General features: G+C 43.5%; 15 protein-coding genes and 1 tRNA gene. 3 read left to right on the top strand and 13 right to left on the bottom strand.

Going from position 1 to position 21,063, the window contains the following annotated elements:
- Positions 1–14: 14 nt before the first annotated feature.
- The 4 genes from BUC01_RS11290 to serB form a co-directional block, all read right to left on the bottom strand.
- On the bottom strand, positions 15–1,316 hold the full coding sequence (locus tag BUC01_RS11290; RefSeq protein ID WP_025831075.1) for a DEAD/DEAH box helicase: 1,302 nt from the start codon (positions 1,314–1,316) through the stop codon (positions 15–17).
- An 80-nt stretch (positions 1,317–1,396) separates the two neighbouring features.
- A complete protein-coding gene (locus tag BUC01_RS11285; protein WP_025831074.1) occupies positions 1,397–3,034 on the bottom strand; it encodes a RagB/SusD family nutrient uptake outer membrane protein in 1,638 nt (545 codons plus the stop codon).
- A gap of 11 nt (positions 3,035–3,045) precedes the next feature.
- Positions 3,046–5,778, bottom strand: coding sequence for a SusC/RagA family TonB-linked outer membrane protein (locus BUC01_RS11280; protein ID WP_073313765.1), 2,733 nt, complete (start codon positions 5,776–5,778; stop codon positions 3,046–3,048).
- Positions 5,779–5,852: 74 nt separating this feature from the next.
- On the bottom strand, positions 5,853–7,082 hold the full coding sequence (gene serB / locus BUC01_RS11275) for a phosphoserine phosphatase SerB (protein WP_025831073.1): 1,230 nt from the start codon (positions 7,080–7,082) through the stop codon (positions 5,853–5,855).
- A gap of 360 nt (positions 7,083–7,442) precedes the next feature.
- Between serB and BUC01_RS11270 the strand changes: the two genes are divergently transcribed.
- A complete protein-coding gene (locus BUC01_RS11270) occupies positions 7,443–7,946 on the top strand; it encodes a redoxin domain-containing protein (RefSeq protein WP_025831072.1) in 504 nt (167 codons plus the stop codon).
- Between the two features lie 211 nt (positions 7,947–8,157).
- Here BUC01_RS11270 and BUC01_RS11265 read toward each other — a convergent pair whose 3' ends face one another.
- Genes BUC01_RS11265 through lon form a run of 3 tightly spaced genes read right to left on the bottom strand, consistent with a single transcriptional unit; the run spans position 8,158 to position 12,898 of the window.
- Positions 8,158–9,294 carry an LptF/LptG family permease gene (locus BUC01_RS11265; protein WP_025831071.1) on the bottom strand — a complete coding sequence of 379 codons (1,137 nt, stop codon included), beginning with the start codon at positions 9,292–9,294 and terminating at the stop codon, positions 8,158–8,160.
- Positions 9,291–10,421: a tRNA guanosine(34) transglycosylase Tgt gene (gene tgt, locus BUC01_RS11260; RefSeq protein ID WP_073313763.1), complete on the bottom strand. Its 1,131-nt coding sequence runs from the start codon at positions 10,419–10,421 to the stop codon at positions 9,291–9,293. Before tgt ends, BUC01_RS11265 begins: the two co-directional genes overlap by 4 nt.
- The gene (gene lon, locus BUC01_RS11255; RefSeq protein ID WP_073313761.1) at positions 10,418–12,898 is read right to left on the bottom strand and encodes an endopeptidase La; all 2,481 of its coding nucleotides are present in this window, start codon (positions 12,896–12,898) and stop codon (positions 10,418–10,420) included. Before lon ends, tgt begins: the two co-directional genes overlap by 4 nt.
- A 173-nt stretch (positions 12,899–13,071) precedes the next feature.
- On the opposite strand from lon, the gene BUC01_RS11250 reads away from it, so the two are divergent.
- Complete coding sequence (locus BUC01_RS11250; protein WP_073313759.1) at positions 13,072–13,779, top strand: tRNA1(Val) (adenine(37)-N6)-methyltransferase; 708 nt, start codon at positions 13,072–13,074, stop codon at positions 13,777–13,779.
- 68 nt (positions 13,780–13,847) lie between these two features.
- On the opposite strand, the gene BUC01_RS11245 is transcribed toward BUC01_RS11250, so the two are convergent.
- Positions 13,848–13,922: transfer RNA gene (locus tag BUC01_RS11245), tRNA-Pro, on the bottom strand.
- Positions 13,923–14,275: 353 nt separating this feature from the next.
- On the opposite strand from BUC01_RS11245, the gene BUC01_RS11240 reads away from it, so the two are divergent.
- Complete coding sequence (locus BUC01_RS11240) at positions 14,276–14,635, top strand: lipocalin-like domain-containing protein (RefSeq protein WP_025831070.1); 360 nt, start codon at positions 14,276–14,278, stop codon at positions 14,633–14,635.
- 71 nt (positions 14,636–14,706) lie between these two features.
- Here BUC01_RS11240 and BUC01_RS11235 read toward each other — a convergent pair whose 3' ends face one another.
- The 5 genes from BUC01_RS11235 to BUC01_RS11215 all read right to left on the bottom strand — a co-directional run bounded on the left by BUC01_RS11235 (position 14,707) and on the right by BUC01_RS11215 (position 20,670).
- Entirely contained in the window at positions 14,707–15,663 is a 957-nt protein-coding gene (locus BUC01_RS11235) for an ABC transporter permease (RefSeq protein ID WP_025831069.1), read from the bottom strand.
- A complete protein-coding gene (locus BUC01_RS11230; RefSeq protein ID WP_025831068.1) occupies positions 15,650–16,399 on the bottom strand; it encodes an ABC transporter ATP-binding protein in 750 nt (249 codons plus the stop codon). Before BUC01_RS11230 ends, BUC01_RS11235 begins: the two co-directional genes overlap by 14 nt.
- Positions 16,400–16,401: 2 nt before the next feature.
- Positions 16,402–17,550, bottom strand: coding sequence for a COG1470 family protein (locus BUC01_RS11225; RefSeq protein ID WP_025831067.1), 1,149 nt, complete (start codon positions 17,548–17,550; stop codon positions 16,402–16,404).
- A gap of 180 nt (positions 17,551–17,730) precedes the next feature.
- Positions 17,731–19,035 (bottom strand): sensor histidine kinase, encoded by a 1,305-nt coding sequence (locus BUC01_RS11220; RefSeq protein WP_073313757.1) that lies wholly within the window; start codon positions 19,033–19,035, stop codon positions 17,731–17,733.
- A 264-nt stretch (positions 19,036–19,299) separates the two neighbouring features.
- On the bottom strand, positions 19,300–20,670 hold the full coding sequence (locus BUC01_RS11215; RefSeq protein WP_025833914.1) for a sigma-54-dependent transcriptional regulator: 1,371 nt from the start codon (positions 20,668–20,670) through the stop codon (positions 19,300–19,302).
- Positions 20,671–21,063 lie beyond the last annotated feature (393 nt).

Here is a 21,063-nt window from a genome sequence, read left to right as displayed (position 1 = left end):
CTATAAGGGATTTTTTATTTCTGACCGCTCCCTGAACCATTGCTATTCCTCTTTGGAGCATTATTTCTTCTTTTTGAAGCACTTTTCTTCTGGTCGTTTCCACCACCTCTATTGGTATTCCTACCTCCTTTGGAGAAGTTACGCCGTCCTCTATCATAACTACGGGGTTTATATTCAGGAGCTTCACCCAATTCCTCCGGCACAGGTATTTTATAGATTTCCTTTTCCAGGAAGTTTTCTATTTGCTTAAAGTTACTTTGTTCCTTCTCGTTGACAAAAGTCAGAGCAACACCATCATTATTGGCACGTGCCGTACGACCAATGCGATGAACATAATCTTCGCTATCATGTGGCACGTCATAGTTAATGACCAGACGAATGTCGTCAATGTCAATACCACGCGCCACAATATCGGTAGCCACAAGGATATTTACCCGTCCGGCTTTGAATTCATGCATTACCTGCTCACGTTGCGCCTGTTCCAAGTCAGAATGCATTTCTCCTACATTCAACTTCATCATTTTCAAAGCCTTCGTCACTTCTTTTACTTTCAGTTTAGACGATGCAAAGATTATAACCCGCTCCGGAGTTTGTTCTGCAAAGAGGCTGCGGATTATGCCCAGTTTTTGGTTTTCGTAGCATACATAGGCTGCCTGTACTATTTTATCAGCAGGACGGGAAACCGCAAGTTTTACTTCAGCAGGATTATTGAGAATGGTATTGGCAAGTTGTTGTATCTTGGCAGGCATGGTGGCAGAGAACATGATAGTTTGCCGTTCTTTGGGCAAGTACTTCACAATCTGCATGATATCATCGAAAAATCCCATATCGAGCATACGGTCGGCTTCATCGAGGATGAAATAGGAGACACGGGAGAGATCCACATAGCCCAGACTGAGATGGGCTATCAAACGTCCCGGAGTAGCTATCACTACATCGGCGCCCAGCATCAACCCTTTCTTTTGTTGCTCGAAAAGTATTCCGTCATTACCTCCATAGACGGCCACACTACTAACAGGCATAAAATAGGAGAATCCTTCCATCTGCTGGTCAATCTGCTGTGCCAATTCCCGTGTGGGTGACATTATAATGCAATTGATAGCATCTTCAGGATGTCCGCCTTCAGAAAGTTTGTTCAGTATTGGCAGCAAATAAGCAGCGGTCTTACCGGTTCCGGTTTGTGCTACGGCTATTAAATCTCTGCCTTCAAGTATAACGGGGATAGATTTCTCTTGTATGGGTGTACACTCATCGAAGCGCATGGCTTCCAGCGCATCAAGCACTTGGTCATTCAGTGGTAGTTCGGAAAACTTCATGTTTCTTTTTTATTTAGCCGCAAAGATAGGAAATAAAGTGATTATCGCAAAGGAATGAAGCGACTTTGCAATTCATTCCTTTAATACCCCGGATGCTGTTTCCATCCCGGATTCATTTGCCTGATTTTCTCTGGGATAGGAAAGACAGTAGTATATCCGTTTTCTTCATCCGGCAGTTGCGGACGGCTACTGTAAGAACGAGTAAATTGCCCGAAACGGATTAAATCCTGACGCCGCCAGCCTTCCCAGGCTAATTCCATCTGACGCTCGGCAAGAAGACTCTCCAAAGTCGCAGTACGTTCCGGTGCACCGACACGATTACGCACCCGGTTCAACTCTTCATCTCCGTTGCGTCCGTCACGAACTTTCGCTTCGCTCTTCATCAGCAGAACATCGGCATAACGAAACAGGACAATATCATTTTCCATCAGTTTGCCATCCTTCATTGCCTTATCATCAATCTCATATTTCTTCATACGGGCACCGGCAGTCTTCTCATACGGTTCATCGGACAAGTCCAACTTAACCTCCCAAGGTTCGTAAACCAAAACCGTACCATCATCCAGTTTCACAACGTTACCTTTCAAATCGTAAACGATGCCGGCATAATAGCAGTAATCGAAACGAGGATCTTGTCCATCCGTTTCATATCCAAAGGTCTGCAAGACTTCGATAGTAGCACTCGAACCATTCTCGCCGGATAGTCCCAGCGCCTTGGCATGATTATAGTGACGCGAGCGGAAAAGATATTGCATCTGATTGGTATATAATGTCTTATTCATCGGAATAGTGAAAATATTCTCGACAGAACTTTCATTGTATACGGCAAAATTTACCGTATAATCGGTTTCAAGGCGATAACCAAAAGCTGTAATCTTATCGCAGTAGGCTTCCGCCGTCTGCCAGGCATTGAGAGTGCTGCCGTCTACCTCGAAGAAGATAGTTTTGCCATCCGGACGAACATCATCTGTCCAGTCATTATCTGTATAAATTTCAACATTCAACGCCAGTTTTGCAAGCAGGAAGTAGGCGACAGGACGGGTCAGACGTCCGTAGTAATTACCCGAGCGGTTACTGAACTCAGCGGGCAGGAGGGAGGCAGCCTCCTGTAACTCCCTGAATACAAAATTAAAGACTTCTTTGCGCTCGCTCAGTACAATATCTTTTGAGGCGACCTTGGAAGCCACAACCATAGGAACACGCCCAAACAAATCCATCAGGTAATAATAATACATCGCACGGAAAGCACGCACCTCGGCACGATATGCGGGAAGTTCCGCATCAGAATGAGTAAGAGCGTAAGTTTCAATATGCTCCAGGGAGTTATTGCTAAGCATGATTACTTTATAGAGGTATTCCCAGGTGGCTTGTATCGCATCATTGTTAACACCCCATTTATGCAGGAACAAACCTTGCCAAAAACCGCCATCATACCAGTCACCGCCACGGGTAGGCATTATGGCTTCATCAGTGGTAAAAGTGTTCAGGTCATATACCCCACGGCCTGTTCCCTGCAGACCTTGACTGTCGGAGTTTCCACCGATATAGTTGTAAAGGGAAGCGACCGCGTTGAGATAAAGTTCAGAGATGTTGCGATACCCTTCTTCTTCGGGTTGTGCATCGCGGGGTTTTTCTTTCAGAAACCCATCGCATGAAGTAGCAAGACAGCAAAGAATGGATAAAATGTAGAACAGATAAAATAGAGTATAACGTTTCATAGTTTTAGGATTTAGAAGTTTACACTTAGTCCGATAGTATATGTACGGTATAGAGGATAAGTACGTTTGTCATCTATGCCTAAAGTAGAGTCCACAGAGGAACTGTTTATCATGGGAGTCAGTCCCGAATAGCCGGAAATGGTAGCCAGATTATTGACTGTCAGTGATAAGCGGAGCGACTGTAAATAACGGGGATTTTTTAACGGAACATTCCAACCTACCGTGACATAATCGAAGTTGATATAATCACCGTCTTCCAGCCAATAGTCCGTAGCGGTTTGGTCTTTTATGTTCCGGGCAGGTGCCTTCTTCATAACATTGTAATCGGGGAAACTATTCATATTCATATAAGTCAATGAAGTGCCATTGTAGACTTTATGTCCGAATGCGCCGTTTATCTGCAACGACACATCAAAATCCTTATAACGGAAACTTATATTGGACCCAAGAATCGTCTTCGGAACTGCCTGTCCCGCCACATAGCGGTCTTCACCGTCTTCCAGACTAACACCACCGCCATTGAGGTCGGCAACCTGATAAGTATAGCCACCGTTTCCATCAGAAATCAGTCCTGTGCAATGAGGTAAATAGAACACTCCTAATGGTTGGCCAACAATCTGATAAACAATATGGTTGTATCCGCCATGAAACCCGGCACCATCCAATCCGGCAAGGCTTTTATACTCAGCTGCTGAAATCTGCTCACCCTGATAGGTTCCGTTAAGAGAGAGCAGTTTATTTTGCTGAAAGGTAAGGTTGGCATTGATATTCAACTCCATATCTTGTGTTTTAAGAGGAGTGATACCAATGGATAACTCTGTTCCGTAGTTACGCATAGAGCCGATGTTTGCCAGCAAAGTGTTGTAAGTGAAAGGTGGTACGCTCACATTGTAAAGATAGAGCATGTCTTTCGTTTTAGAGTTATAGTAGTTTGCAGTCAGCAACAACCGGTTTCCAAGCAAAGCCAGCTCTATACCGGCATTGAAAGTTTGTTTCACCTCCCATTTCAAATCAGGATTAGTATTCCGCAGTTTATCCATCGTAACCACAGGCGAAGAACCGACCGGAGCTACACCATTAGGGTACATCAGACTTAATGTCGTGTACGAGTCAATACCATTCTGATTGCCCGCCAAGCCATATCCTGCACGAATCTTCAAGTTATCAATAAAAGGCAGTTTCTGCATGAACTTTTCGTTACTGACTACCCATGCAACTGACACCGCCGGAAAAAATCCCCATTTATGATTACTGCCAAACTTAGAAGAAGCGTCTCCGCGAGCGTTCACTGTCAGAATGTAACGGTCATTATATGTATAATTCACGCGTCCCATAAAAGAGACAAGACGCGGATCTTCGTAATAAGAACCGGTGCCCTCCCACGGACGAAGAGCGCCCCCTTGCAGATTATTGTAGCCAGTATCATCGTTGCTGAACTTTGTAGCAGTAACATGATAACCCGTATATTGATCTTTCTGCAATTCTGCCAATCCTAAAATATCAAAGAAATGTTTTTTCCACTCCTTTTTATAAGATAGCATCATATTGCCAAGCAATGATTCCATTTTTTTAGTACCTCTGTATGCCTGCCCGTTTGCCCATACGGCAATGGGTAGATACTGTGACTCTTCCAGCACATTATAGGTATAGGAACCGAAAAGAGTCAGTTTCCATGCTTCCGACAGATTAAACGTCAACCGGGCATGGGTGCTGATATGCGATGTGGCATCCTTGTCATTCACATCCATCCAGGCCAGTGGGTGAGACAACTGGCTGGCAAAAGCGCTTCCGTCCCAACTTCCGGTTTCCGGATTCTTATGATTGGGAAAAGTAGGATTGAACGAAGCTGCGGAATAGAACACCTTGTGCAGATTCACCAGATTACGTTCTTTTTGTATGGAGCCAAACATGCCGAGATCGCATTTCAGAAAATTATCGAAAGCATACTGGGTCATGTTCATATTCGACGTAAAGTTCTGCAATTTTTCATTAACGATCACCCCTTCACGGTTCATCAAGGCAAGTGAGACGCGATAATTGGAGGTATTCGTACCACCGGAAAAAGCGATATGGTGATTATGTTGCAGTCCGGTCTGCTCTATCTCTTTCTGAAAATCGGTATTGTTGCCTAAATCTGTAATAGGAATACCACGCTCCCGAGCCACGTTGCGGAATTCATCCCCACTAAGCATCCTCACGGTCTTATAACTTGAAGCAATACCGAAACTGCCATTATAGTTGACGCTTGTACGCCCGCTGACACCTTTCTTTGTAGTGATCTCTATTACTCCCGATGCTCCTCGTGAACCATATTGCGCCGTTTCCGAGGCATCTTTCAGAATCACAAAACTTTCAATATCCGCCGGATAAATAGATGTGAGCATACTTAAATCACCGAAAACACCATCCACAATAATCAGCGGGTCGTTTCCGGTAGTCAATGAAGTAGTGCCGCGCAGGCGGACAGCGTCAAGTGCGGCAGGACCATTTGAGCCTTTCAGAATAGTCAATCCCGGTACCCGTCCGCGAATAGCATCCAGCGGATTGGTAATCTGATCTTTATTCATCTGATTTTCGGTAATTCTTTCCACCAGTCCGGAAAGGTTCTTACGAAGACCTGTTGCATATCCAACAGTCGTTATGGAGTCGGGTAGGGTAGCATGAAGTTTCTTTTGTGCAACGGCCGGAAGACCGGGTACAATCAAAAACAAAGAGAGATAGAATAGATTCCTGATTCTCTTCATAGTATTATTATTTAAGAGGTTCCGCAAATATATATGTCATTATATGAACAAATATATTTGCGGAATAGTTCAGGCTATCTCGGCAAATCGATATAGGAATCTTTAAAGCCCAAAAAATAGAGTACACCATCCAGACCGATGGTATTGATGGATTGTTTGGCATTAGCCACTACTTTGGGTTTAGCATGAAAAGCGATACCCAATCCGGCAATACCCAGCATCGGAAGGTCATTAGCTCCATCACCTACTGCAATAGTCTGAGCAATGTCCACTTTTTCCACTTGTGCGATAAGACGCAACAATTCGGCTTTCCGTTTGCCATCCACCACATCACCCAGATAACGGCCGGTCAGTTTACCATCCACAATTTCCAGTTCATTGGCATATACATAGTCAATGCCATATTTTTTTTGTAAGTATTGCCCGAAATAAGTGAAACCACCGGAAAGGATGGCAATCTTATAACCATACTTCTTCAATACATACATCAATCGATCTACACCTTCCGTGATTGGCAAACTTTCAGCAATTTCCTGCATGACGGATTCATCCAGTCCCTTCAGCAAAGCCACACGTTCGCGAAAACTTTCCGTGAAGTCAATTTCACCGCGCATGGCACGCTCGGTGATAGCTTTCACCTCGTCTCCCACACCGGCACGCAATGCCAACTCGTCAATCACTTCCGTTTCAATCAGCGTAGAGTCCATATCAAAGCATATCAGGCGACGCATACGGCGATACATATTATCAAGCTGGAAAGAGAAATCCATTTCCAGTTCACTTGCCAGTTTCATCAGTTGCTCCTGCATGGCAATGCGATCTTTTGGAGTACCCCGGACCGAAAATTCGATGCAAGCACGGGTACGCGAATCACATTCATCCAACGGAATACGTCCGGTCAGACGCTTAATGGCATCAATATTCATTCCTTGATCAGACAAGATGCGGGTAACGGCGGATATTTGGCGGGCAGACAATTTACGTCCCAATAAAGTAAGGATATAGCGATTTTTGCCCTGCATGTTTACCCAATCCTCATACTCTTTCACCGAAATAGGATAGAAACGGATGGTAACTCCCAAAGAAGATGCCTTGAAAAGCAACTCCTTCATGATAAAGCCGGAATGCTGTTCCTCCGTCTTGCATAAGATACCCAGTGATAACGTATTATGAATATCGGCCTGACCGATGTCAAGAATAGTAGCGTCGTATTTTGCTAAAATTTCCGTGACTGACGCTGTCAATCCCGGGCGATCTTCACCCGTGACACGGATAAGAATAAGCTCAGTGCTCAATGGTTGCATAAATTGTTTATTTAAAATAAAAAAATAATAGCTGCAAAAGTAGACAAAATTCCCACGACTCTTGTTAAAATAGCATGAAAATATATGTTCTGCATCATTTATTGAACGAAAATAGCAATGAAATGTTCTTTAAGTAACAGCGCCCAGAAGGTAACCAGAGGCACAAAACATGTTATATAACATAAAAAAGTTAACCATTTGCTTGATAATCAATAATAATGTTGTACCTTTGACGTCGATTTAGGACAAGTGGTTCTACAATCTTAGTAAATGTTGAGTTTACATTTGTTTTACAAGACGCTAAATCAGTATCAAAGCAAGCACCTGTAAATCAACCAGTATTAACCAAAACCGCGTTACATGAAGTATGTAAAATGGATTTTTGTTGTATTACTAATTAGTTCCTTGACTTCTTTCGTAGAAAAAGACAAACCAACCGGTGGTTTGAATGTGGGTGACATAGCCCCTGATTTTAAAATCGAAACTATGTCGACTGAGCAATCCACTCAAAATCTTTCCCGAATGAAGGGGAAGTATGTGCTACTCAGTTTCTGGGCAAGTTACGACGCGCAGTCCCGGATGCAAAACGCAAGTTTAAGCAATGCGCTTCGCTCAACTTCTCTAAATAATAATGTGGAAATGGTTTCCGTTTCATTCGATGAATATCAGTCTATCTTCGAGGAAACCATTCGTAAGGACCAAATAGTTACGCCCACTTGTTTCGTGGAAACTAAAGGCGAGTCGTCCGGCATCTTTAAAAAGTATCGCTTAGGCCGGGGATTTACTAACTATTTACTGGATGATAATGGTGTGATTATAGCCAAAAACATCTCTGCCGCAGAGCTTTCAGCTTACTTGAATTAAGCTTTTCACTGCACATGCTATGGAAAACTTAAAGAACCTGTAAGACGAAAGTTGGGTTGTTTCCAAAGAATATAATGGTGGCTCATTGTCATCAAAGTTAAGAGGAAACAAAAACAAAAGAGGAAATGAATACAACAAAAAAGCCCCTCCCGCACTTGTGGTAACACAGGAGCGGGAGGGGCTTCTTATTTTATTATCTTTTCAGATTATCTTATTTCGGCGCTTTCTGATACAGATAGAATGCGATGAACGCATAAAGTATATTAGGTATCCACACAGCAATCACCGGAGGCACATTACCGTTCACCGCAAAAGTGGAAGCAATTGTCTGGAATAATATATATGAAAAACTTAATCCCAAACCTATACCTAAATGCAATCCCATTCCACCCTTTGTTTTTTTCGAAGAAAGAGAAACACCTATCAACGTTAATATAAACGATGCAAACGACATAGCAATACGTTTGTGATACTCAATCTCAAACTCCTTAATATTGGCAAAACCTCGCTGCCTCTGTCGAGTGATGTATTCGCTTAACTGTGGATTAGTCATCATTTCCTGCTGGTTCTTAGTTATCAGAAAGTCAGCAGGTTCCATGAAGAGTGTACTGTCAATCCGGTCACCTTTAGTGATACTCTCCTTCATACCATCCATTTCACGTATCATATAGTCTTTGATAATCCATTTATGAACGGAAGCCGTGTCATAAGTGATAGAGCGAGCAGTGAGATGGGAAACCAACTGTTTATCTTTAAATTTGTCCAACGAGAAACGGTACCCTGTCTTGGTGAAGTCCTCAAAGCGTTCAATATAAGCAATTACACCAGAGTCCACTTCCAATTGAATATTCCGGGCTGTATTGTTTTTACGCGGTTTATAGTATTTATCCTCAAAGTTAATACGCGTCACACTACCTTGGGGTATGACATAAGAACCCAGGAAAAAAGTGACTATAGCAATAATCGCTGCCGATACCATATAAGGGCGAAGCATTCGCTTGAAACTCATTCCGGTAGAGAACATGGCAATAATTTCAGAGTTCTCAGCCAGTTTAGAGGTAAAGAAGATAACGGCAATAAATACGAACAGCGGACTGAACAAATTGGCAAAGTAGGGGATGAAGTTCAGATAATAGTCGAAAATAATAGCATTCCAGGGTGCTTCGTGTGACATAAATCTGTCCATCTTCTCATTGAAGTCGAACACCACTGCAATAGAGATAATCAATGCAATGGCAAACACATAAGTCCCCAGGAACTTCTTTATAATATAAAAGTCCAACCGCTTCAACCACTTCCAGTCATCCGGCAACTTTACACCTTTAATTTTCCAGTTCAGCTTTTTCATAATCTTGTAGATACACGTTTCACCATCATCGGTTTCCATGTAGAGAAGTCACCGGCGATGATATGCTTGCGGGCTTCACCCACCAGCCATAGATAAAATGCCAAATTATGAATAGAAGCAATCTGCATAGCCAACAATTCCTGTGCATGGAACAAATGACGCAGATATGCTTTACTGTATAAGGTATCTACACTGGAAGCCCCATCCGCCTCAATAGGAGAGAAGTCTGTTTCCCATTTCTTATTGCGCATATTGATGATGCCATCTTTGGTAAACAACATACCGTTACGTCCGTTACGGGTCGGCATTACGCAGTCGAACATATCCACACCACGCTCTATACCTTCCAGGATATTGACCGGTGTACCTACGCCCATCAGATAACGTGGTTTGTCTTTAGGCAGAATTTCGTTCACCAGCTCAATCATCTCATACATTTTATCTACCGGTTCACCTACCGCCAAACCACCGATGGCATTGCCGTCCGCACCCTTTGATGCGATAAACTCCGCCGACTGCTTACGAAGGTCGGGATATACGCATCCCTGAACGATAGGGAAAAGAGACTGATTGTAACCATATTTAGGTTCCGTTTCGTTGAAACGCTGAATACAGCGGTCCAGCCAACGATGTGTCAGTCCCAATGACTTTTTGGCATAAGCATAGTCCGAATCACCCGGAGGGCACTCGTCGAATGCCATCATGATATCTGCGCCAATCGTACGCTCAATATCCATCACCTTTTCTGGAGTAAAGATATGCTTGCTACCGTCAATGTGCGAACGAAACTCCGCACCCTCTTCACGCAACTTGCGGATACCTGACAGTGAAAATACTTGAAATCCACCGCTATCCGTCAGCATCGGACGGTCGAAGCCATTGAACTTATGTAATCCTCCGGCCTTTTCCAATACATCCAATCCCGGACGCAGATATAAATGATAAGTATTACCTAATATAATCTGCGCCTTGATATCTTCTTTCAGTTCGGTTACATGTACACCTTTCACTGTTCCTACAGTACCTACCGGCATAAAGATAGGTGTCTCTATTTGCCCGTGGTCAGTGGTAATCAGTCCTGCACGCGCATTACTTTTACTGTCTGTATATTGTAAGTCGAATGTCATTCTGCTTTCTTTTCTGTCTTTTCTTTCTTTGCGGACAAGTCGATGGCATCGGCTACCTTTTCATTGGTAAGCGCAATAGCAAACACCTCTTTCACATCCTTCACATAATGGAAAGTCAACCCTTTGAGGTAGAGCTCTTGTATCTCATCAATATTCTTACGGTTTTCCTCACTCAGAATAATGTCTTTGATACCGGCACGTTTAGCCGCCAGAATTTTCTCCTTGATTCCCCCTACAGGAAGCACTTTCCCGCGCAGTGTAATCTCACCGGTCATGGCAAGGTTTGCTTTCACTTTGCGCTGGGTAAGGGCAGAAGCAAGGGAAGTAGCCATAGTGATACCTGCCGACGGTCCATCCTTAGGAATAGCACCTTCGGGCACATGCACATGGATATTCCAGTTATCAAAGATGTCTTCATCCAGATTCAGCAAAGAAGCATGCGCCTTGATGTACTCTAAAGCCAACATGGCAGATTCTTTCATCACATCACCCAGATTTCCGGTCAGCGTCAGGCGTCCGCCTTTTCCACGACTCAAACTTGTTTCCACAAACAGAATTTCTCCACCTACGGCAGTCCATGCCAAGCCGGTAACCACACCTGCGTATTCGTTACCTTGATATTTATCACGGGAATATTCCGGTGCACCGAGAAACTCGTACAAGTCTGCCGGTTTGATTTCTTGTTTCGCAAAATACCCATCCGTAGCATACTGACGGGCTGACTTACGAAGTATCTTACCGATTTTCTTTTCCAATTCGCGCACACCGCTCTCACGGGTATACGACTCGATAATTGCTTCCAGTGTATTCTTAGGTATCTTGATATCATTCTTCTTCATGCCATTAGCTTCCAGTTCTTTCGGAACCAGATGGCGGCGGGCAATCTCTATCTTTTCTTCGGTGATATAACCACTTACTTCAATCAGTTCCATCCGGTCGAGCAACGGCCCGGGAATGGTATTCAGATTATTCGCGGTAGCGATAAACATCACCTTTGACAAATCATAGTCCACATCCAGGAAGTTATCATGGAATGTCGTATTCTGTTCAGGATCAAGCACCTCAAGTAAAGCGGAAGAAGGGTCTCCCTGACGATCGGAACTTACCTTATCTATCTCATCCAGAATAAATACCGGATTGGAAGAACCGGCCTTAATCAAACTCTTGATAATACGTCCCGGCATTGCTCCGATATACGTTTTGCGATGTCCGCGGATTTCCGCTTCATCATGCACACCACCCAATGACATACGGATATATTTCCGCTTCAATGCAGCAGCAATGGAACGTCCTAAAGATGTCTTACCAACTCCCGGAGGGCCATACAAGCAGATGATAGGCGACTTCATGTCACCTTTCAGTTTCAATACCGCCAAGTGCTCCAGAATACGTTCTTTTACCTTTTCCAAACCGTAATGGTCTTTATTTAAGGTCTTTTCCGCATTTGTCAGATTCAGATTATCGACAGTATATACCCCCCATGGCAGGCTGAGCATTGTTTGCAGATAATTGAGTTGCACGCTGTAATCGGGAGATTGCGGATGAGTACGTTCCAGTTTATCCAACTCTTTAATGAAAGTCTCTCTCACTTCTGCACTCCATTTGATGGAAGCAGCCTTACGGCGCATTTCTTCTATTTCCTGCTCCTGACCGCCGCCACCCAGTTCATCCTGAATGGTTTTAATTTGTTGCTGCAAGAAGTATTCACGTTGCTGCTGGTCAATATCTTCCCGTGCACGCATCTGTATGGATTCCTTTATCTCGGCAAGTTGCACTTCCCGATTCAGTATCTCCAGTAAGCGATAAGTACGGGCCCGCAAGGAGTCGATACGCAACAATTCAACCTTTTCATCCTTCTTCAACGGAAGATTGGTGCAGATGAAGTCTACCAAAAACATCGGATTAGTAATGTTCTTGATAGCAAATGCAGAATCTTGCGGAAACATATCAGATGATTTGATAAAGCGGATAGTCAAGTCCTTACATGCTTCTACCAATGCGTGGAATTCTTTATCACCTTTTTCCGGAATATCTTCTTCCAACGCCTTTACCCGGCCTTTCAGGTAGGGAACTGTATCAACAATTTCTTTCAGTTCCATACGTTTGACGCCTTGCAGAATGATAGTCGTTGTCTGGTCAGGCATTTCCAGAATACGGATAATCTTGCCTACCGTACCAATGGTATGCAAATCCTCCATTAAAGGAGCTTCCGTATCTGCCAGCTTTTGGCAGACTACCCCGATATATGCACTTTTCTTTTCTGCTTCACGCACTAATTTCATGGAAGTTTTTCTTCCAACAGATACCGGCATAAACACGCCCGGAAACAAAACCATATTTCGCAGAGGTAATATCGGAAGGATTTCATCAACCTCAATATCCATTAATTGTTCTTCATTCCCCTCAAAATCAGCAATCACCGAGAATGCATTTCCTTCTCTCTCTTCCGTATCTCCTAGGTAAAGTCTTTTCTTCATTTCTTTCTTTTTAAGTTTATGTCATACTGACAGGGCTTATAAAGCGCCTGCAAAGTTAATCTATTCTTCATTAATATAAAGCACCTTTTTAATAAAAAGACAAAAACAGTGCCAAATTTGCCACAATATTCATGACTTTGCCTATTTTTGCCCTCAATTAACGAGTATAGAATATGTCAAACCCTTATTTTCAGTTTAAACAATTTACCATATGGCATGATAAGTGCGCCATGAAAGTAGGTACGGACGGAGTACTCCTGGGCGCTTGGTCGGCAGCAGAAAATGCTCTTCAAATTCTCGATGTAGGGACTGGTACAGGATTGATAGCTTTAATGTTAGCTCAACGAAATCCACAGGCGCAAATCACGGCCGTAGAGATAGATGAAAAGGCAGCCGCCCAAGCAGAAATAAACGTTGCACGTTCTCCGTGGGCAGACAGAATCAGCATTATCTGTAATAATTTCCGTTTATTCCTGACAGAAAACAGATATGACCTGATAGTTTCCAACCCTCCATATTTTGTTGACGCTTTAAATTGTCCCGACAAACAGCGCAATATGGCACGACATACCTGCGAACTGAATTACGAATTGCTTTTTCAGCGTTCAGCCCAACTGCTTTGTGAACAGGGGAGGGTGTGCATCATTATTCCCGCCGAAGTAGAGAAACTGGTGATTGACACAGCTTGGAAGTACAAGCTATATCTTTCCCGCCGTCTTCGTGTTTTTACAAAGCCAGGAAAACCATGCCGGAGAGTGCTTATCTCATTCAGTCTTCAAGAAAAAGAGTGCATAGAAGAAACTTTATGCATTGAAGTGGAACACAATCAATTCACCCCTGAATACATTGCATTGACAAAAGAGTTTTATTTGAAAATGTAAAAATAAAAACGTATATAGCTAAAAAAAGAAAGAAATATCTTATTTAAGATATCTCTTTCTTTTTTTAGTCGGGGTAGCGGGATTCGAACCCACGACCCCCTGCTCCCAAAGCAGGTGCGCTAACCGGACTGCGCTACACCCCGAATGCCTTATTTCTTAAAAGCGAGTGCAAAGGTAGAAACTATTTTGTAATAAACAAAGATATATGAAGTTTTTTTTAGAAAAAATATTTCCCATAAGTTCTAAAGTCCTGTAAAACAATAATGCTACTCGTGGTTGTACTGTACCAAATCCGTATCTGCCTGTAGCAACTCCGTATTAGATCCATATTTATAGAGTACGGAGATATAGACACAGACCTGGTACGTAGTTGATATGCCCCCAACTTATGAATAAAAAGATGAAATAATATCTGGCAAAATAATATATTTCGTTTAACTTTATCCCCGCAAACAATTAGCACATCTCAACGTTACACTATAAAATAAAAGACATCATGAAAAAACAAATTATCAGCATGGCTGTCATGGCAGTCATATTTGCCGCTTGCGGCGGAGGAACAAAGGCTCCTGTCACTGTGGTAGGCTCTTGGGTAATGCCCATTGAAGGACAACCCGGAGAGATGCAAGGTATCAAGTTGGAAGAAAACGGAGAGGCTTCTTCCATCAATATGCATACATTGGTATATAAAGAATGGGAACAGCAAGGTGACAACCTGTACCTGACCGTGAAAAGTATCGGCAATGGAATTGAAATAGAAGGCGTGGATACATTGAAGATTGATAAACTTACGGCAGACTCTTTGGTGTTGAGCTCCAATTATGGCTATACGCTGGAATATGTGAGACAGAAATAATATAGATTACTCATAAAAATGCCTGGTGACCAAAATATCACCAGGCATTTTCCATTTCATCCCAACAATAATTACCTCGGACGAATTTCCCTTCGCATAAATATAACATACGAAAACGCAAAACAGAGAATTGTAACCGCAATCAGCCCTGTCAGTTGTGGCCATATCACCAGCAAACTCTGTCCCAATGGAAGGGGGCTGGGTATCGCTCCCTGTACCTGTTCCATCATAAGTGGTCCAAGACTCCGGATAGATGGCATCAGCAATACGGAAGTTGCCTGATTGAATAATTCGCAAGGATTAAAAGACATTATTCCCCAAACTATTCTCTGGTAACCGATAGCATAATAAGGATGCATCATCTCCGAAGGCATAAACATTCTGGCAATCCAGTTGACAATCATCGTATAGAATACGCTGAAAAACAACCATACTGCTATAGAAGCCAAAGCTGAAGTGGCCGTTTGGCGGAAACAAAGTGAAAACAAGATTGCCATATTCAACCAAAGTCCCACATAAAAGATACTCAGGATAAGGAAAAAGATGATACGCCCGAATTCTTCCGGAGTAGGAGGAATACCAATGGCAATCAGTCCGGCACCCATTACCAGAAATCCCAGCACAAACAGCATGATAGTGATTATGATTAATGCAGCCAGAAATTTGGCGTTTATCATGCAATCACGATGTATCGGCTGTGACAATATACGGCACAACGTCCCCTTATTCTGTTCCGAATTCATGGCATCAAACCCTAAAGCAATACCCAGTAACGGCCCCAAAAAGTTGATGAACAACACAAAAGAAGGGAGAGTGCCGTCCGACACGGTAAATAACTTCAGAAAGAAAAACGTATCTTCCGCATTACCGGACTTGATAGCTTCGCGCATACTGGTGAGTGACGTGTACAGTGCGCCCATGCAAGTAAGGGTAATGATGACAAGCAGAATAATAAACCTCCAGCTGCATACATGATCCCTTATCTCTTTATTGACTATAACCCAGAAAGGCTGTTCAGCTTTGTTCATGTTTCTCACCTCCTTCCTTTACATAGTTATTATAAACATCAATAAGTTCCACTTTCTTTTCCTCCATCTCTCTGAGGTCGAGTTGCGCCAGCAGTTCCCCATGATTAAATACCCCCACACGGTCGCAAGCTTTCTGCACCTGATCCAGATTATGGGAAGAAAACAATACCGTGAGGGAATGTACCCTGCTCAAATTACGGACCAACTCAATAAATTCCTGAATTCCGGCAGGGTCGATACCCGATGTCGGCTCATCCAGAATGATAATCTCCGGATTCTTAATCAGCACATCCGCCAATCCCAAACGTTGCCGCATACCACGCGAATATTTTCCGGTCTTTTTATGAATCTGCCCGGCAAGCCCTACACGGCTCAGAAGTTCCATTGCCTTTTCCTTCGCCTCTTTTTTCGAAAGGCCATTCAGAAGTGCCGTATAAATAAGATTATCCAGTCCGGTCATGTCATCATAAAAACCCAAGTCCTCGGGGAGATAGCCTATCTTTCGCTTTACTTCAATAGGATTTGTAGTGGAATTTATCCCGCAAATCTCAACCTTGCCGGAAGTCGGTTCGGTCAGTCCCAGCATCATCAGGATAGTGGTCGATTTACCGGCGCCGTTCGGTCCCAGCAATCCGAAGATTTCTCCTTTACAAATAGACAGGTTGATATGGTCTACAGCTGTGAAATTACCGTATCTCTTCGTCAGATCGGTAAGCACGATCACTTGTTCGCCCATAATCACCTCCTTCCATATTTGCGGAACAGATAGTAGACGCCTCCCACAGCTACAATGATGATTAATATTCCTACCCAGCCCCATAACATCGGAGTTTTTACTGCGATTCTGAATTGCGCGGTAGCATTCACTTCAGGAGTCTTGGCTTCCATTGTCGCAACGTAGTCGCCCGGCAAAGCTTTCTTTGAAGCTTTCATCACAGCCGTGACAGTAGAAGTTTCTCCGGCTTTCAGCATCTCAATTTTGGCCGGTTCAAAAGATACTTCCCAATCCTGAGGCTTACCGGACGAGAGTTGAATATCTTTCAGTAAAGAAGAACCTGTATTTCTTACCACCAGTTCCAGACGCTTCACATCCCCGGCTGTTATTTCAGTACTCAGCAATCCCCGTGGGGTGGTCAACTCCATTTGATACGTACCTGTAACCACTACTTCCAACTCCAGGTCGGCAGAAGTATTGCCGGCAACCGCACGCACTGAAATCTTATAGCTTCCGGCTTCCACGTTGGCTGGTGGAGTGACGTCTATAGATACATTCTGACTGGCATTTGCCTCTACTTGCGCAGAAGTAGCCTGTTTGTAGTTGGGCTTAAAAATAACATTCCAACCTCTTGGTGCATTGGCCATCAAAGCATATAATTGCTGGTCGGCAGTCTGATTTTTCAGTACGGCACTGAAAGTAAATGTTGATTTTGAATTGCCCTGCATATTGGGCTGGTCAGTAGTAAATTCGGTCTGATAAGTACCTTGTTGCGCTACGGTGACCGTTAAAGGAAGTTGGTATTCTCCGGCGGAAACAATGAAATTGTAGCTACCTTTGTTAATTTTCAAAGGAACCTCCAGTTTCAGATTAAAGTCTTTCTTTTCGTTGGGAAGAACAGCCAATTTATTTACATTCCATCCCCCCGACTTTATCTCACGTTTCCAACTCGAAGGTAATCCGCTGACAGATAAATCGGCATTGACCGGAGACTTTGAATTGTTGATCAAGTCTATTTTGTAGTCAATGCTCGTCCCCGGAGAAACGGAGATTTTTGTGTAAGGAGAATAAAGAAACACGCTTGGTATAGAGTCAGAAGCGTGTGTGTTGTTCATGGGAATCAACCCCAGTAAAATAGTTAATAGCAGCAAATAATTAGTTCGCATAGTCATATGAAATTTTATGGTTAATTAAATATGAGTTGTCGACTTGTGAGGCTGCAAAAATAAAAAATGAGAAAATTAGTAGCTGTTAAAAGCAATAAAATATTAACACTGAATTTTTACGATTATATAATATTGGTGTTTTTTAATAAAACTCAAAGCGATTGCTATACGGACAAAAGCAACTCTCTAACTGAACTGCAAAGTGAAGCAACTGCCTTTTCCCGGTTCCGAATAAACGGAAATATTTCCTCCGTGCTGGTTCATTATCTGTTTGCAAAGACTCAGCCCGATGCCCGAACCTGCTGTCTTTGTAGTGAAGAATGGAACGAATATTTTATCCTGTACTTCGGGCAAGATACCTTCACCATTATCGCGGACCGTAATAGAACAACGCCATGAAGATAGGGAAGAGGTCACTTTGGGTGCAAAACTGGCCTTTACCTCAATTTTAGGTACTTCGCGCCGGGCGGATGCCTCGCGGGCATTTTTCAGGAGATTGATAAGTACTTGTTCTATTTGGGCACGATCCACATCCAGGCTTTTGTCTGACGGAGGAAGTTCAAAGTGGATGGTTTGATCCGGAAACAGTTTCTGCAAATCCGCGAACAATTCGTGAACAGGCACGATGGTCCGGACGGGAGCAGGAAGACGGGTGAGACGACGATAATTTTCAACGAAACCCAATAAACCTTTACTGCGCCGGTGAATGGTCTGCATGGCTTGCAGCATTACGGCATATTCTTTTTCTCCGGTAGCATCTTTTAATGCCTCAGGTACTCCACGCTCACTTAAAGTTTCGGAAAGAGAGATGATAGGAGTGATGGAATTCATTATTTCGTGGGTGAGGACGCGGATAAGCTTTTGCCAGGCTTCCATTTCATTCCGTTCCAGTACAGAGTGGATGTTCTTTAAACTGATCAGTCTCCGTTCCGTGCCACGAGCCACGAAAAGGGTGGCGGCTACGGCCATTTCCAAAGTAGCTCCGTTTCGGTGAATACGCATGACATGCGTTTCTCCCGAAGAAAGGGTCATAAGTTCGGTCGGCAGTTGCGGGTCTTGTCCCAGTTGGGCAATGGCTGCACGGTTCATCCATTCAATACGTCCGGACATATCGGTCACTAATACAGCGGTATCTACTTTGTTCAGCAGGCTTTCGTAGTATTGATGCTTCACTTCTTCTTCTAACAGGCGGGCACGAAAAGCTTGCAGGGTTTCGGACAATTCTATCGCCATTTCCGTCATCAGCTTATTCTTATACGGTGGGCGAAAGGTCTGCGTCATGTCATTGTAACGCAAACTATCCGTCAGACGGCGCATCATCTGCAACTGCTTTATCTGTACATAATAGAGGTGTACCCCTGTACCTAAAAGAAACAGGAATGTGATAAGTGTACTAAACCACAGCTCAGCCCGGAATAGTACATATACACCTACGGAAAGCACTGCCAAAAGGCAAATGTGCAAAACTACAACTAAGGAATACCGCTTCATATTATATGTTTTTGTTCATCAAATGATAATTTATCGGCGAGGGAATGGGTACGCGGACTACGCGGATAAGGCGGACGAACGCGGACTTTAATCTTTTAGACGCGGATGACACGGATGACGCGGATTTTTAAAGCTGCGCTATACATACCGGCATATCACACCGAAGGAAAAAAGAATCCGCGTCATCCGTGTCATCCGTGTCTGAAAGATTACTTGCACGCCGAAGGAGAACCTTGCTCCAGCGCTACGCTGGTAAATTATCATTTATAACCCCAATTTTTCAATCTTCCTATACAACGCGAATCTCGTAATCCCCAGATACTCTGCTGCCCGCGTCATATTTCCTTCGCTCAACCGCATTGCTTTTTCCACTGCCTGTCGTTCCAATTGTTCCAGATTAAGCACCTCTTCCTCCTTCTTGGGACGGGGAGCAGAAGCCTGAAACATGAAATTATCGGGACGTAACAGTGAGCCATCACCCAGAATAACGGCACGTTCCATTGTATGCTGCAACTCACGCACATTGCCCGGCCAGGGATATTTCAACAACTTGGCTTTTGCCTCACGTGTCAGCCCTTTCATTTCCTTTTGATATTTCCGGGCATAGCGTTGCAGGAAATAATCGGCCAACAGGAGAATGTCATTCCCCCGTTCCCGCAAAGGCGGAATATGCAGTTCAATCGTATTGATGCGATAAAGCAAGTCCTGCCGGAAATTACCTTCTTCGACCAAACGGCGTATATCCGCGTTGGTTGCACAAATCAGACGTACATCAATAGGCACCGCCTGTGTACTTCCTAAACGGCTGATTTGCCGTTTTTCAATAGCCGTGAGCAGCTTTGCCTGCATAGGCAATGAAAGATTACCTATTTCATCCAAAAACAATGTTCCCCCTGTCGCCACTTCCATTCGTCCGGCTTTTGACTTCCGTGCATCAGTAAATGCTCCTTTCTCATAACCGAACAATTCACTCTCAAACAATTGTTCCGGGATGCTTCCGAGGTCAATCGTTACAAACGGCCGTCCGTAACGGGGCGAACTGCGATACAACAAACGGGCTATTACATCTTTTCCTGTTCCATTCTCACCGAGAATCAAAATATTAGCATCCGTATCACGCAATTTATCCACTGTCGAAAAAACGTTCTGCATCGCAGCAGACTCACCGATAATGGCTTCTTCCGTAGCACTTCCGGCACTACTCAGCACTTCCACCTGTTCTTTCAGCAGATTGATTTCACAACGGGAACGCCGCAATTTCATACCGGACGAGAGTGTCGCAAGCAACTTCTCTTTCTCCCAGGGTTTCGGAATAAAATCCGTAGCACCGGCCTTGATGGCACGCACCGCTTTATCTGTGTCCGCATACGCCGTCATAAAAATAACAACAGCCTGGGAGTCTATCCGCAGAATTTGTTCCAAACTCTCGAAACCTTCCTGCCCACTGATGGCATCACGGCTGAAATTCATATCCAACAATATGATATCCGGCTGGAAAGTTGTCATAAAATGTTCGATACGGTCGGGAGTTACCGCCACTTTTATCTTCTCGGCATAGGGTTCCAGCAAAAGGTTGAGGGCAAAGAGCACGTCCTCGTTATCATCCACTATTAATATCTTTCCTAACTGTTCCATAGCAACTCTGTTTTTCAGTAATCCTTTTCTATATTATGTCTATACCAAACATATACTTTCCCATAGTCTTTCATTACCCAAGTTGCACAACTCGGTACTACCAACATCTACAACTTAAGACTCCCAAGTTGTGCAACTTAGTAATCGTTTCTCTATAAGAAAACATCGCTTTGGTTATAAGTAAAGGTATGTTTGCCTATAAGTAAAACAAAACTTGCTTATACCCACGGCAAAGATAAGTAATATATTGATGTGTTGTGCGTGCGTATACGCACTATTTTTGTGCGGTATAGCACACGAAACAGCATTTCACAATCCAGATATATCACTAATAAACAATACCTTACAACTTTGGCATAGGATTTGAAACTCTTTTATCAAAAGGAACATACT

It is taken from the genome of Bacteroides stercorirosoris (genome assembly GCF_900142015.1).
Lineage (GTDB): Bacteria > Bacteroidota > Bacteroidia > Bacteroidales > Bacteroidaceae > Bacteroides > Bacteroides stercorirosoris.
This window is presented reverse-complemented; position numbering and strand designations above follow the sequence as displayed.

Bases quoted from the DNA above. Each gene is read 5' to 3' on its own strand.
- BUC01_RS11290 (WP_025831075.1), bottom strand. From the start codon at position 1,316: ATGAAGTTTTCCGAACTACCACTGAATGACCAAGTGCTTGATGCGCTG.
- BUC01_RS11285 (WP_025831074.1), bottom strand. From the start codon at position 3,034: ATGAAACGTTATACTCTATTTTATCTGTTCTACATTTTATCCATTCTT.
- BUC01_RS11280 (WP_073313765.1), bottom strand. From the start codon at position 5,778: ATGAAGAGAATCAGGAATCTATTCTATCTCTCTTTGTTTTTGATTGTA.
- serB (WP_025831073.1), bottom strand. From the start codon at position 7,082: ATGCAACCATTGAGCACTGAGCTTATTCTTATCCGTGTCACGGGTGAA.
- BUC01_RS11270 (WP_025831072.1), top strand. From the start codon at position 7,443: ATGAAGTATGTAAAATGGATTTTTGTTGTATTACTAATTAGTTCCTTG.
- BUC01_RS11265 (WP_025831071.1), bottom strand. From the start codon at position 9,294: ATGAAAAAGCTGAACTGGAAAATTAAAGGTGTAAAGTTGCCGGATGAC.
- tgt (WP_073313763.1), bottom strand. From the start codon at position 10,421: ATGACATTCGACTTACAATATACAGACAGTAAAAGTAATGCGCGTGCA.
- lon (WP_073313761.1), bottom strand. From the start codon at position 12,898: ATGAAGAAAAGACTTTACCTAGGAGATACGGAAGAGAGAGAAGGAAAT.
- BUC01_RS11250 (WP_073313759.1), top strand. From the start codon at position 13,072: ATGTCAAACCCTTATTTTCAGTTTAAACAATTTACCATATGGCATGAT.
- BUC01_RS11240 (WP_025831070.1), top strand. From the start codon at position 14,276: ATGAAAAAACAAATTATCAGCATGGCTGTCATGGCAGTCATATTTGCC.
- BUC01_RS11235 (WP_025831069.1), bottom strand. From the start codon at position 15,663: ATGAACAAAGCTGAACAGCCTTTCTGGGTTATAGTCAATAAAGAGATA.
- BUC01_RS11230 (WP_025831068.1), bottom strand. From the start codon at position 16,399: ATGGGCGAACAAGTGATCGTGCTTACCGATCTGACGAAGAGATACGGT.
- BUC01_RS11225 (WP_025831067.1), bottom strand. From the start codon at position 17,550: ATGACTATGCGAACTAATTATTTGCTGCTATTAACTATTTTACTGGGG.
- BUC01_RS11220 (WP_073313757.1), bottom strand. From the start codon at position 19,035: ATGAAGCGGTATTCCTTAGTTGTAGTTTTGCACATTTGCCTTTTGGCA.
- BUC01_RS11215 (WP_025833914.1), bottom strand. From the start codon at position 20,670: ATGGAACAGTTAGGAAAGATATTAATAGTGGATGATAACGAGGACGTG.